This is a genomic window from Anoxybacteroides rupiense (genome assembly GCF_014196195.1).
GTDB lineage: Bacteria > Bacillota > Bacilli > Bacillales > Anoxybacillaceae > Anoxybacteroides > Anoxybacteroides rupiense.
Genome location: NZ_JACIDF010000003.1, coordinates 195,146 through 209,120 on the forward strand (window position 1 = coordinate 195,146; position 13,975 = coordinate 209,120).

Genomic DNA, 13,975 nt, shown 5'->3' on the forward strand with positions numbered 1-13,975 from the left:
CACCAGTGCAGGCACGAATGTTGAAAGCACTAGAATTCGATAAAGTAAAAGCACAGCTGTTGGAGCATGTTTCTTCCTCATTAGGAAGAGAAAAAGTGGAAAGGCTTGTTCCTTCATCCGATTTTGCTCAAGTCGTTCAGTGGCAGGAAGAGACGGACGAAGCGGTTTTGGCATTGCGGCTGCGCGGACATGCTCCGCTTGGCGGAATTTTTGATATTCGTTCAAGCTTAAAGCGAGCGAAAATTGGCGGAACATTAAGCGCCCATGAACTGTTGGACATTGCTAGCACTATTTATGCGAGCAGACAAATGAAACAATTTATTGACGCGCTAAACGACGAAAAGGAAGGGATTTTGCATTTGCTGCAATATGCCCAGCAAATGGTGGCCCTCCCAGAGGTGGAGCAGGCGATTAAGCGCTGTATTGATGATCATGGAGAGGTACTAGATCATGCTAGCGACAGGTTGCGCTCGATTCGTCAACAGCTCCGCACGACAGAAGCAAGAGTAAGGGAAAGGCTCGAAAGTATGATTCGGTCATCTTCAGCGCAAAAAATGTTGTCAGATGCGATTATTACCATTCGCAACGACCGCTATGTGATTCCAGTTAAGCAAGAATATCGCCATGCATACGGCGGTATTGTCCATGACCAATCATCTTCGGGAGCGACCTTATTTATTGAACCGCAAGTGGTGGTTGATTTGAACAATCAGCTTCAGGAAGCGCGGGTGAAGGAGAAACAGGAAATTGAGCGAATTTTAATAGAGCTGACAACAAAAGTGGCAGAGCATGCCGATGTGCTTTTGGCCAATGTCGATTGCCTAGCGGAGCTTGATTTCATTTTTGCTAAAGCAAAGTATGCAAAAAAAATAAGCGCAGCAAAACCGAAAATGAACCATGAAGGGTATATTCGTTTATTAAAAGCGCGCCATCCGCTCATTGACCCGAATATCGTTGTCCCAAACGATATCGAGCTTGGCAAGGAGTATACAACAATTGTCATTACAGGACCAAATACAGGAGGAAAGACGGTCACATTAAAAACGATCGGTTTATTAACTTTGATGGCGCAGGCCGGTCTTTTTGTCCCTGCTCTTGATGGCTCCGAGCTGGCTGTATTTCGCTCTGTTTACGCTGATATTGGTGATGAGCAATCCATTGAGCAGAGCTTAAGTACTTTTTCCTCGCATATGGTCAACATTGTAGAGATTTTGCGGGAGGTGGACCACGAGAGCCTTGTTTTATTTGATGAGCTTGGAGCGGGAACAGATCCTCAAGAAGGAGCGGCATTGGCGATTGCTATTTTGGATGAGGTGTATGAGCGTGGAGCACGAGTGGTAGCGACCACTCATTACCCGGAATTAAAAGCTTACGGCTATAATCGCAGCGGTGTCATGAATGCGAGCGTGGAATTCGACATTGATACGCTAAGTCCAACGTACAAGCTGTTAATCGGTGTGCCGGGACGAAGCAACGCATTTGAAATATCGAAGCGGCTTGGATTAGCGGAAGCGATTATTGATCGCGCTAAGTCACAGATCAGCGTGGAAAGCAATAAAATTGAGAATATGATTGCCTCGCTTGAGCAAAGCAAAAAGCAGGCAGAGGAAGAATTACAAAAAGCGGAAGCCGTGCGTAGGGAAGCTGAACAGCTTCGCAGCGAATGGGAGAAAAAATGGGAAGACTTAAACGAAAAACGCGATGAATGGATGGATGAAGCGAAACGAAAAGCAGCAGAAATTATTAGAGCTTCACAGCGGGAAGCGGATGAAGTGATTCGGGAATTGCGGCATATGCAAAAGGAAAAGCTGGCACAAATTAAGGATCATGAATTAATTGCAGCAAAAAAACGATTAGAAGAGGCGATGCCGGCAATGGATGGACGCAAAAAGACAGCGATTAAACGGACAACTCGCCAATTCCAGCCAGGAGATGAGGTCAAAGCGATCCATTTAAATCAAAAAGGATATTTGCTCGAAAAAGTTTCTGACGATGAATGGCAAGTGCAGCTTGGTATTTTAAAAATGAAGCTGAAGGAAAAAGATCTCGAATATATTGGGAATGCCAAACAAGCTGAAACAAAGCCGATAGCAACAGTAAAAGGGAAGGAGTACCATGTTGGTTTAGAGCTTGATCTGCGTGGCGAACGATATGAGGATGCGATTGTTCGCGTTGAAAAATACATTGATGATGCTCTGCTGGCTGGATACCCACGTGTATCGATTATTCACGGAAAAGGAACAGGTGCGCTGCGCAAAGGAGTACAAGAGTTTTTGAAAAAGCATCGTTCTGTGAAAAGCATTCGCTTCGGAGAAGCTACGGAGGGCGGTACAGGCGTCACCATTGTCGAATTGAAATAGTGAGGGGAGAAGGCCATGAACTCCTTTTGGGAAAATGAAATCGTGAAGATTGCTGCAAATTTTAGTGTGGCTGTTTTATGTATGGTAGTTTTTTTAGCCATATTTGAATTAGTGACAAAATATAAAAATTGGGACGAAATAAAAAATGGGAATGTGGCCGTGGCTATGGCGACAGGCGGAAAAATTTTTGGCATCGCTAACATTTTCCGATATGCCATCAATCATCATGAATCCCTTTTATCGGTGATTGGCTGGGGTGTTTACGGATTTATTTTGCTGCTAGTGGCTTACTTTATTTATGAATTTTTAACGCCGAAATTTAACATTGATGAAGAAATTTCTAAAGATAATCGGGCAGTTGGACTGATTTCGATGATCATTTCCATTGGCTTATCATTTGTGATTGGGGAAAGCATTCGCTAGAACGGAGAGTTAATCAGATGGAAACATTGGCAAAGGTATTGTTTGTATTATGTGGCGTATTTCTTGTGATCGGTGTTATATATTGGCTCTTTTTTATATGAGAAGCGTCTACATCAAGTAGGCGCTTTATTTTTTCTAATGAACGACTTGTGATGTCAGATACGAAATTGGCTTGTCGCCTGCTTATACAGCGATAAAGGCTGACGCAGCACATGATCAGCTAGCACTGCGGGGGTCCTCCATTATGTTGAGATGAAGACGATTCTGTAACACAGGCTATTTTTTTAATGTAATTTTTTAAAAAATGTAATAAAATGAAAATAAATCGTCAGAATTATCAAAAATGGAGGAGATACGATGGAAAAACCTTGGCTTGCCCACTATCCCCCGCAAATCCCGCATCATCTGGATTATCCGCAGAAAACGTTGACTGATTATTTGCGAGAAACAGCAGCTCAGTTTGGACAAAAAGAGGCAATTGATTTTTTAGGAAAACGATTAACGTTTCACGATATTTATGAGCAGTCACTGAAGCTAGCGCGCTACCTCCTTGAGATTGGCTTGGCAAAAGGAGACAGGGTGGCGATCATGTTGCCTAATTGTCCGCAGGCCGTAATTAGTTATTATGGAGTTTTATTGGCTGGCGGAATTGTCGTTCAAACGAATCCTCTTTATATGGAAAGAGAACTGGAATATCAGCTTAAAGATAGTGAAGCAAGCATCATCATCACATTGGACATTTTATATCCGAAAGTAATGAAGGTGAAGGGAGCGACGCCATTAAAGCATGTGATTGTCACAAGGCTTCAGGAATATTTGCCGCTTGTCAAAAAAATCCTCTATCCATTCGTTCAAAAAAAGCAAAAGCAGCCCCTTGTCCGCATTGAAGAGCGAGACCACCAACATCGATGGGAAACGATCATGGCGACGTTCCAAAAGGAAGAAATTCATGTGGAGATTGATCCGATGGAGGATGTAGCCTTGCTACAATATACAGGCGGCACCACAGGGTTTCCTAAAGCAGCGATGCTGACCCATCACAACTTAATCGCTAACACAATTATGTGCGTTCACTGGATGTATCGCTGTCCGAAAGGAGAAGAAACCATTTTAGGAGTGTTGCCGTTTTTTCACGTGTATGGAATGACAACCATTATGAATTTATCGATTATGCAAGCTTATAAGATGATTTTGCTGCCGAAATTCGATATTAAGACGACATTAAAAACGATTGAAAAGAAAAGACCGACGTTGTTCCCAGGGGCCCCAACGATGTATATTGCCTTATTAAATGACCCCGATTTATCAAAATATGATTTATCATCCATTAAAGCGTGCATTAGCGGATCGGCTTCTCTTCCAGTGGAAGTGCAAGAAAAGTTTGAAGCGCTTACAGGTGGGAAAGTGATTGAAGGATATGGCTTAACGGAAGCTTCGCCAGTTACTCATGCCAACTTTTTATGGGATGGGGAGCGAGTGAAAGGAAGCATCGGTGTCCCGTGGCCTGATACAGAAGCAAAAATCATTTCTTTAGAAACGGGCGAGGAAGCGGATATGAACGAGATTGGCGAGCTTGTGGTCCGCGGGCCACAAGTGATGAAAGGCTATTGGAACCAGCCGTTTGAAACAGAGAGCGCACTGCGCGATGGGTGGCTTTATACAGGTGACATTGGCTACATGAATGAAAAAGGATATTTCTTCATTGTGGATCGCAAGAAAGATATGATTATTGCGAGTGGATATAATATTTATCCGCGAGAAGTAGAAGAAGTTTTGTATGAGCATCCGAAGGTTCGCGAAGCGGTTGTGGTCGGAGTTCCGCATGAATATCGCGGAGAAACCGTTAAAGCGTTTGTCGTTTTGAAAGAAGGGATGAATTGCACGGAGGAAGAATTGAATGAATTTATGAGAAGCAAGCTAGCATCCTATAAAGTACCGCGCATTTATGAATTTCGCAAAGAACTGCCAAAGACGGCGGTCGGAAAGATTTTACGCCGCGCATTAATTGAAGAAGAAACAAAAAAAGGAGAGGCAAAGCTTGGATAATTTTTTTTCTTGACAAATAGATGAGATAATTTTTAAAATTAAAACATGAATGATTATTCATTCATATTTGAAGAAGGGGAATGACGATTGAAACGTAACAGTCCAAAATTTATGCAAATTATTGAAGCGGCAGTCATTGTAATTGCCGAAAACGGCTATCACCATGCACAAGTCTCGAAAATCGCTAAGCAAGCAGGTGTAGCCGATGGAACCATCTATCTCTACTTTAAAAATAAAGAAGATATTCTTGTGTCACTTTTTCAAGAAAAAATGGGTTCGTTTATTGAAAAAATTCAAAAAGAAATTGAAGGAATTTCGAGTGCTTCAGAGAAGTTATATATGTTAGTTAAAAAACATTTTGAGCTTCTGTCAGCTGATCATCACTTGGCGATTGTAACCCAGCTTGAATTGCGTCAATCAAACAAAGAATTGCGCACTCGTATTAATGAAGTGCTGAAAGGTTATTTGCGGGTAGTGGAACAAATCATTAATGAAGGAATAGAGTCTGGCGAGTTTCGCAGTGACTTGGATGTCCGCTTAGCAAGGCAGATGATTTTTGGAACAATTGACGAAACGGTGACAACGTGGGTGATGAATGAACAGAAGTATGACTTGGCCGCTTTGGCCAAACCGGTTCATGAGCTGCTAATAAGAGGCTGTTCAGCCTCTTGATTTTTGTAAAGGGGAGAGGAAAATATGGAGTTTTTGAAGGTCAATATGGAGGAATTAGTTGCAACTGTCACTTTTTCTCGTCCTCCTGCGAACGCATTGTCGTCCGCCGTTTTGAAAGAGCTTTCAAAACTGCTGGATCAGTTGAAGGACGATGAACGCGTTCGTGTCATTTTACTTCACGGAGAAGGTAGATTTTTTTCAGCTGGTGCTGATATTAAAGAATTTACAACCATTGGTGCAAGGGAGCAGGCAACGGAGTTGGCGCGTGCCGGACAGCAGGTAATGGAGAAGCTTGAACAGTTTCCAAAGCCAGTTATTGCCGCTATTCATGGTGCCGCTCTTGGTGGCGGATTGGAACTGGCGATGGGTTGCCATATTCGCATTGTGGCTGAAAATGCAAAGCTTGGATTGCCAGAGCTCCAGCTTGGTCTTATTCCGGGATTTGCAGGAACACAGCGCTTAACACGCTATGTAGGGATTGGAAAGGCGGCTGAAATGATGTGGACGGCTGAACCGATCACGGGAGTGGAAGCTGTTCAGTGGGGATTAGCGAATAAAGCTGTACCAGAAGAACAGCTGCTGCAGGAAGCGTTGGCATTAGCCAATAAAATCGCACAAAAGAGCCCTGTATCGATAAGCGCGACGCTTGAACTGCTTAATGCGGCAAAATCGCAGCCTTTTCATGAAGCAGTACAGCTTGAAGCGGAGCTGTTCGGCAAGGTATTTGTATCCGAAGATGGAAAAGAAGGTGTGCAAGCGTTCATTGAAAAGCGCCCGCCGCAATTCCAAGGAAAGTGAAAACGCTCTTTATTGCCTTTAATTTACAGAATATTTAAAAGTGAACAAATGTTTGATAAACACACAGGGAGGGCTTTCCATGAATATTTTTGTTTTAATGAAACGCACATTTGATACAGAAGAAAAAATTGTCATTCAAAATGGCCAAGTCAATGAAGATGGAGCAGAATTCATCATCAATCCATATGATGAATATGCGATTGAGGAAGCGATCCAAGTGCGCGATAAGTTTGGAGGAGAGATTACTGTCGTGGCGGTCGGCAATGAAGAAGCTGAAAAAGAATTGCGAACCGCTCTTGCTATGGGATGCGATAAAGCGGTCTTGATCAATACAGAAGACGATGTTGAAGAAAGCGATCAATATACAACCGCGAAAATTATTGCGGAATTTTTAAAAGATAAGCAGCCGGATTTGATTCTCGCGGGCAATGTTGCCATTGACGGAGGATCAGGGCAAGTAGGTCCGCGCGTAGCAGAAATGCTTGGCATTCCTTATGTAACCACCATTACAAAGCTTGAGATCGACGGTGGAAAAGCGACGGTTGTCCGCGATGTAGAAGGCGATGAGGAAGTCATCGAAGCCTCGCTTCCATTATTAGTGACAGCACAACAAGGGCTTAACGAGCCTCGCTATCCTTCGTTGCCGGGAATCATGAAAGCGAAAAAGAAACCGCTTGATGAATTAGAATTAGATGATCTTGATCTCGAAGAAGAGGATGTAGAGCCAAAAACAAAAACAGTGGAAATTTTCTTGCCGCCGAAAAAAGAAGCGGGGAAAATTCTTCAAGGAGAATTAGAGGAGCAAGTGAAGGAGCTTGTAACGCTTTTGCGCACAGAAGCGAAAGTAATTTAACCGCTTTCCAAAAGAAGTCTCCATCTTCAAGGAACGTGAAGGGCGACAGGCCAGCGAGTAGGTGGGGAGATGAATTTCGATTGGCAATCGCCAACGGATAGGATGCTCTATCGTTCGAACGGACTCCTTCGGAACGAAGGGAAGCGAAAGGGTTCTTGTGTGTGGCTTACCGTTCAGCGAACACGCACAAGTCGCTTGAAGCCCCCTCCTCTAAGCGAAGCGTAGGTGGTGGGGAGATCACTTTGAACAAAACCGAATGGCATAGCAAAACAGCCTATTTTTCACATACGGGGGGATCCAATATGACTCGAAAAGTATTAGCATTAGCGGAAATTCGTGACGGATCATTAAGAAATGTATCATTTGAGGCCATTGCGGCAGCTAAAACGATTGCCCAAGGCGGAGAGGTTGTCGCTGTATTAGCAGGAGAAAGCGTCCAAGCTTATGCCAATGAACTGATTGCTTACGGCGCCGATCGTGTGGTTGTCGTGGAAAGCGATCAATTAAAAACGTACACACCAGATGGATATGGTCAAGCACTAATGGCAGCGATTGATGCCGAAAAGCCAGAAGGAATTGTATTTGGGCACACTGCTCTTGGAAAGGACTTATCGCCAAAATTAGCAACTAAGCTGAATGCTGGATTAATTTCAGATGTTGTTGCTATTGAAGAAAAAGATGGAGAGCTCCTATTTACGCGTCCTATCTACTCCGGAAAAGCCTTTGAAAAGAAGACAGTGACAGATGGCCACATCTTTGTGACGATTCGTCCAAACAATATTTCAGCCCTTTCTCGCGACGATGCTCGCTCTGGCAATGTAGAGAGCCTGTCTGTTGACATTAAAGACTTGCGAACAATTGTGAAAGAGGTTGTGCGCAAAACAGCGAAAGGCGTTGACTTATCAGAAGCGAAGGTCATTGTGGCTGGCGGACGCGGAGTGAAAAGTGCGGAAGGATTTAAGCCGCTTCAAGAATTAGCTGATGTTCTTGGAGGAGCTGTGGGAGCCTCGCGGGGAGCATGCGATGCCGGATATTGTGATTATTCCTTACAAATCGGGCAGACCGGTAAAGTAGTCACTCCAGATTTATATATTGCTTGCGGAATTTCAGGGGCGATTCAGCACTTAGCTGGCATGTCCAATTCAAAAGTGATTGTTGCGATTAACAAAGATCCAGAAGCCAATATCTTTAAGGTAGCCGATTATGGAATCGTAGGGGATTTATTTGAAGTGGTGCCGTTGCTGACAGAGGAATTCAAAAAGCTAAAAGTTCACTCCTAAGTTTTAAGAAAACGGGCAAAGTTCTATCGGCTTTGCTCGTTTTTTTGTTATAATTATTGGCTGAAAGCAAATATTAGAACTGAAGCAAAAAGTTAGCACCTTCTGTTATAAAGTGATATACTTCTTACAGATGTGTAGCTGAAAAGCGATTGGATGAGAAAAAACGCCGAGTTTCGTCGCGCAACATTCACATTTATTATGAAAGTAGGAGGAATGAAATAATGGCGATTGTCAATGCGACTGATCAAACATTTACAACTGAAACAAGCACAGGGGTTACATTAGTGGACTTCTGGGCTCCATGGTGCGGACCTTGCCGCATGATTGCGCCAGTATTAGAAGAATTAGCTGAAGACTTGGGCGATAAAGTAAAAATTGTTAAAGTAAATGTTGATGAAAATCAAGAAACTGCATCTAAATATGGTGTAATGAGCATCCCGACTTTGTTGGTATTCAAGGATGGCGATGTTGTCGATAAAACAGTTGGTTTCCAACCGAAGGAAGCGCTTGCCCAACTATTAGAAAAGCATCTGTAATAGCAAACATGCTTTAAAAAGAGACTCGCTTGGCTGAGTCTCTTTTTTGACTATATAGATGCCATGGACAGGTTAATGTTCGGGTCATGCGTGGCGAAAAGGACTATTTGCTGTAAGTTTGAGCTTCCGGCTGTGAAGGTTGACACATACCGTTCCATTCATCATATGTATACAGCACAGGGACCATAAGTGAATCAATGAAATTTCACATCACAAGTATCTACATAAAAATGTAAAAAAAGGATTGACGAGAGAATATGTTATCGCTTATAATCTTAACCAACAAATCCGATGTATTAACTAGGAATAGAGAGTGGCTGATCGGATAGACCGAAGGCTTTTGATGTAGATCATCAAAAGCTTTTTTAGTAAAAAAAAATCATAGTTAATTCATCGGGATAATATGAATTAAAAGGAGGTGCGATGTATATTCAAGACTGCATGCCTGACTTTTTATTATATCATTACATAAAAGAAGGAAGTGAGGCTGGTGAGCATTCAAGTCTGGATAACAGATAAATCCTTTCAAAATGGAGTAGCCACAGTACCTGTGCTGCAAAATATTCAGTTAGATATTGAAGAAGGAGAATTTGTTACGATCATTGGTCCAAGCGGTTGCGGGAAAAGCACGCTCTTAAAGATCATAGCGGGTCTTGATGAAGATTACAAAGGAACAGTTAAGTTCAATGATCAAGAGACGGAGAGAGGATTTATCTTTCAAGAACATCGCCTATTCCCTTGGTTTACAGTAGAGGAAAATATAGCACTGAATTTACCATTAAAAGATCGTCAGATTCGCCAAAAGATAGATGAATTAGTGGACATTGTAAGATTAAAAGGATTCGAAAAAGCTTATCCAAAGGAATTGTCTGGGGGAATGGCACAAAGAGTTGCCATTGCCAGAGCGCTGTTGCGCGAGCCTAAAGTTTTATTGCTGGATGAACCTTTTAGCGCTCTTGATGCGTTTACGCGGAAGCATTTGCAGGATGTCCTCTTTGAAATATGGAAAAGCAAGCAAATTACGATGATTTTAGTCACTCATGACTTAGATGAAGCCGTTTACCTTGGGACGAAATTAGTTATTATGAATGCAAAGCCAGGGAGGATCAGTAAAACGATTCCTGTCCATTTGCCATTTCCGCGCCAGCGAGCGCATGCTTCTTTTCAGGAGATGAGACAAAAGGTTTTAGAAGAATTCGAAAAAAACGAAGCCTCTCTTTTTATAAAAAGCTAGAGATGTTAACGGGAGAAGGAGCTGATGCGATATGAAAAAAATCCATCTTTTTCTAGTACTATTAGCATTCATGGTTGCAAGTACAGGATGCTCAAAGCAAGAGGTTAAGAGCGCTGGGGAATCTAAAACGAAAACGATTCGCATCGGCATTCAGCAAAGTTTAGGACCGCTATTGCTAGCAAAGGAAAAGGGATGGTTTGAAAAAGAATTTGCCAAAGACGGTGTGAAGGTGCAATGGATTGAATTTCAAAGCGGCCCCCCTCATTTTGAAGCGATGGCATCCAATAATCTCGACTTTGGAGCTGTTGGAAATTCTCCAGTTATTTCTGCTCAAGCAGCTGGAATTGATTTTAAGGAAATTAGTAAAGGATCAAATGGAGAAAAGGGAGATGCGATCCTTGTTCCCAAGGACAGCAACATTCATGATTTAAAAGATTTAAAAGGGAAAAAAATCGCAGTGGCTAAAGGAAGTAGCGGTTTCAATTTTTTATATAAAGCGCTTGAATATGCAGGCTTAAAGGCATCTGACATTGAAATGATTCAGCTGCAGCCAGATGAAGCACAGGCCGCCTTTGAAACAAAAAAGGTAGATGCTTGGGCTATTTGGGAACCATTTATTTCATATGAAGTGATTAAAAAACAAGCAAGAGTGATTGCAGATGGCGAAGATTTGCATGCATACTCTCCGGGTTTTGTTATAGCGCGTACGAAGTTTATTGAAAAAAATCCGGATTTAACAGTCAAATTTTTAAAAGTATATGAGCAAGTCCGCCGCTGGCAAAACGAACATTTTGAAGAAGCTGTTGATCTTTATGCCAAAGCTAAGAAATTGGATAAACAAGTCGTGATACGAGCATTGCAGAACAATCCGCCACTCAACGAACCGATTACGGAGAATATTATTCAGACACAGCAACAAACTGCAGATTTTCAATATGAACAAAAGATTATCAAAAAAAAAATTGATGTAAGCAAGGTTGTTGATAATCGCTATATTAACAAGGCATTACAAGAATTAAAGAAAGAAGGTGAGAAACAGAATGAATAAAACGACGATTGTGGCCAATCCTCCGTTGAAGAGGAGAGCTTGGAGCAAAATCCCGTTTCAAAAGGTAGAAGCGCGAAAATGGATATCACCGCTCCTCATTCCGCTAGTCATTCTCATTATTTGGCAACTGTTTGGACAATTTGGAGAGGTTTCTAAAACGGTCTTGCCAACCCCGTTCGATATCGCAACAGCAACCTACAAGCTCATCCTCTCTGGGGAGCTAGTCATGCACTTGAAAATTAGCACCATTCGCGCACTCTCCGGGTTTTTAATTGGAGCAGCCGCAGGACTAATCGCGGGAATTGCTGTTGGCTTTTCAACAAGAACAGAAGAGGTGCTTGATCCAACGCTGCAAATGCTGCGTACGATTCCGCATTTGGCGGTAGCTCCCTTGTTTATTTTATGGTTGGGGTTTGGTGAAGCCTCCAAGGTCCTGCTTATTGCTAAAGGAGCATTTTTCCCTATTTATGTAAATACTTTTCTCGGCATACGGGGAGTCGATGCCAAATTGTTTGATGTGGCACGTATTTTTCACTTTAATACGTGGCAAAAAATTAAGCTGCTTATTTTTCCTTCTGCTCTTCCTAATGTTTTGCTAGGAATTCGCTTATCTTTAGGGGCAGCATGGCTTAGCCTTGTGGTTGCAGAGCTGATGGGGTCAACGGAAGGAATTGGCTATATGATGATGGATGCAAGACAATTTAGCAATACAGATATTGTATTTGTAGGGATTATCTTATTCGCACTCGGTGGAAAAGTAACCGATTCGTTTGTACGACTGTTGGAAAAATGGCTGCTTCGTTGGCAGGATACGTATAAAGGAACGATGTAAAACGAACAAGGAGGAAGATCAAATGGCAACCATTATCTTAATTTCAGGAAGTCCATCCAAGCAATCAAAAACGGCCAAAGTGGCGAATTATTTGCAAAAACAACTCCAAGAACGCAATCACGATGCTCAATGCATTCACGTTCGCGATTTGCCGGCAGAGGATTTATTACACGCTAAATTTACTAGTGAAGCGATAAGACATACACACGAACTAATTGAAGGAGCTGACGCCGTCATTGTCTTAAGCCCTGTCTACAAAGGGAGCTATACAGGAATTTTAAAAGCGTTTCTCGACTTATTACCAGAGAAGGCTTTTGCAAACAAAATCATTGCCCCGGTGGTTACGGGAGGAACAATCGCTCATTTGTTATCGATTGAATATTCCTTAAAGCCGATTTTCTCTATTTTAGGGGCGCGGGAGATTTTGCATGGAGTCTTTATATTAGATCAGGCGATTGAGAAGGATGAAAGAGGAGAAATCACCTTTCAAGGAGACGCAAAGCAGCGGCTAGAGGATCTGATTCGCTCAATCTCCATAGAAAAAGCATCGGTTTAACTTTTAAATGGGAAAAGGGGGAAAAAGAGTGGAACTATTATGGTTTATTCCTTCTCATGGGGATGGTCGCTATCTTGGAACGACTAAAGGTGGGCGTGAAGCAGAATATACGTACTTTCGGCAAATTGCTCAAGCAGCGGATCGCCTTGGTTATAAGGGGGTATTGATTCCGACGGGAAAGTCATGCGAAGATCCATGGCTACTTGCTGCAGCATTGGCAGCGGAAACTCGGCAGCTTCGATTTCTTGTAGCCGTTCGGCCAGGCTTAATGACACCTACTCTTGCTGCAAGAATGGCCTCCACGCTTGATCGTTTGTCTGAAGGGCGCTTGCTGATTAATGTGGTAGCTGGAGGAGATCCGGTAGAGGATGGAGTATTTTTAAGCCATGATGAGCGATATGAGGCGACAGATGAATTTTTAACGATTTGGCGCCAGCTGTTAAGCGGAGAAGAGGTAACATTTTCAGGAAATCATTTGAAGGTAGAGGGAGCAAAACTGCTGTTTCCGCCTGTAAATAAACCTCATCCGCCGATTTATTTCGGAGGTTCGTCATCAGCCGGCCAGCGTGTAGCTGCCAAACATAGTGATGTCTATTTGACATGGGGGGAACCGCCGAAACAAGTGGAACAGAAAATTGCGAGTGTGAAAAAATTAGCGGAACAGCACGGAAGAAATATCGAATTTGGCATTCGCCTTCATGTCATTGTGCGTGAAACGGAAAAAGAGGCGTGGGAAGCAGCGGATCGCTTGATTCAATATGTAGATGAAAAAACCATTCAAGAAGCACAGCGGGTATTTTCTCGCTATGATTCGATCGGTCAGCAAAGAATGAAGCAGCTGCATAACGGCCGGAGAGAGTCGTTGGAAATTAGCCCGAATTTATGGGCTGGAATTGGTCTTGTAAGAGGCGGGGCGGGAACAGCTTTAGTAGGGGATCCGCAAACGGTAGCCAATCGTTTATTAGAATACCATCAATTAGGGATTAAACATTTCATTCTATCAGGTTATCCTCATCTTGAGGAGGCCTATCGCGTAGCGGAATTACTATTTCCTCTTTTACCACTCCATCACAGTAAACAAAAACAAGCAGTCGTTCAAGGAGAAGTGATTGGAAACGAATTTTTCCCATCCTTTATTAAAGTTTAAATAGGAAAAGGAGCCTGCTTTTTATCAACAGGCTCTTTTCTGTTTGGATAAAATCAATCTAAGAGATGTGATGGTGATTATTGACATTGATTATTATTCTCTCTATAATCGATTTGCAATGAAGCTTCATTTTTGAATCACAATCTGTTTGGAGATAAGGACGCTTTTGCTGTTAGAAACGGAATATCGT

The 13,975-nt window shown here is 42.6% G+C and carries 13 protein-coding genes; all 13 read left to right on the plus strand.

Translation table 11 applies throughout. The features are described from left to right. Positions 1-5: 5 nt before the first annotated feature. Positions 6-2,360 carry an endonuclease MutS2 gene (locus GGQ95_RS06895; RefSeq protein WP_183186526.1) on the plus strand — a complete coding sequence of 785 codons (2,355 nt, stop codon included), beginning with the start codon at positions 6-8 and terminating at the stop codon, positions 2,358-2,360. Between the two features lie 15 nt (positions 2,361-2,375). Continuing rightward, positions 2,376-2,783 carry a DUF350 domain-containing protein gene (locus tag GGQ95_RS06900; RefSeq protein WP_044742983.1) on the plus strand — a complete coding sequence of 136 codons (408 nt, stop codon included), beginning with the start codon at positions 2,376-2,378 and terminating at the stop codon, positions 2,781-2,783. A 357-nt stretch (positions 2,784-3,140) separates the two neighbouring features. Then, a complete protein-coding gene (locus GGQ95_RS06905) occupies positions 3,141-4,829 on the plus strand; it encodes an AMP-binding protein (RefSeq protein WP_080862093.1) in 1,689 nt (562 codons plus the stop codon). Positions 4,830-4,916: 87 nt separating this feature from the next. Further along, on the plus strand, positions 4,917-5,501 hold the full coding sequence (gene fadR / locus GGQ95_RS06910; protein WP_183186527.1) for a fatty acid metabolism transcriptional regulator FadR: 585 nt from the start codon (positions 4,917-4,919) through the stop codon (positions 5,499-5,501). Between the two features lie 24 nt (positions 5,502-5,525). Further along, positions 5,526-6,299, plus strand: coding sequence for an enoyl-CoA hydratase (locus GGQ95_RS06915; protein WP_183186528.1), 774 nt, complete (start codon positions 5,526-5,528; stop codon positions 6,297-6,299). Between the two features lie 79 nt (positions 6,300-6,378). Beyond that, positions 6,379-7,152 (plus strand): electron transfer flavoprotein subunit beta/FixA family protein, encoded by a 774-nt coding sequence (locus GGQ95_RS06920; protein WP_066146343.1) that lies wholly within the window; start codon positions 6,379-6,381, stop codon positions 7,150-7,152. A gap of 302 nt (positions 7,153-7,454) precedes the next feature. Beyond that, entirely contained in the window at positions 7,455-8,432 is a 978-nt protein-coding gene (locus tag GGQ95_RS06925) for an electron transfer flavoprotein subunit alpha/FixB family protein (RefSeq protein ID WP_066146340.1), read from the plus strand. Positions 8,433-8,653: 221 nt separating this feature from the next. Continuing rightward, the gene (gene trxA, locus GGQ95_RS06930; RefSeq protein ID WP_044742977.1) at positions 8,654-8,968 is read left to right on the plus strand and encodes a thioredoxin; all 315 of its coding nucleotides are present in this window, start codon (positions 8,654-8,656) and stop codon (positions 8,966-8,968) included. 490 nt (positions 8,969-9,458) lie between these two features. Beyond that, a complete protein-coding gene (locus GGQ95_RS06935; protein ID WP_066146337.1) occupies positions 9,459-10,202 on the plus strand; it encodes an ABC transporter ATP-binding protein in 744 nt (247 codons plus the stop codon). 70 nt (positions 10,203-10,272) lie between these two features. Further along, the gene (locus tag GGQ95_RS06940; RefSeq protein WP_376768707.1) at positions 10,273-11,250 is read left to right on the plus strand and encodes an aliphatic sulfonate ABC transporter substrate-binding protein; all 978 of its coding nucleotides are present in this window, start codon (positions 10,273-10,275) and stop codon (positions 11,248-11,250) included. Next, positions 11,243-12,082: an ABC transporter permease gene (locus tag GGQ95_RS06945; RefSeq protein WP_183186530.1), complete on the plus strand. Its 840-nt coding sequence runs from the start codon at positions 11,243-11,245 to the stop codon at positions 12,080-12,082. The genes GGQ95_RS06940 and GGQ95_RS06945 overlap by 8 nt, the downstream gene beginning before the upstream one ends. Before the next feature lie 22 nt (positions 12,083-12,104). Continuing rightward, positions 12,105-12,638, plus strand: a complete 534-nt coding sequence (ssuE, locus tag GGQ95_RS06950; protein WP_159720233.1) for an NADPH-dependent FMN reductase — start codon at positions 12,105-12,107, stop codon at positions 12,636-12,638. A gap of 28 nt (positions 12,639-12,666) precedes the next feature. Further along, the gene (gene ssuD, locus GGQ95_RS06955; protein WP_183186531.1) at positions 12,667-13,785 is read left to right on the plus strand and encodes an FMNH2-dependent alkanesulfonate monooxygenase; all 1,119 of its coding nucleotides are present in this window, start codon (positions 12,667-12,669) and stop codon (positions 13,783-13,785) included. Positions 13,786-13,975 lie beyond the last annotated feature (190 nt).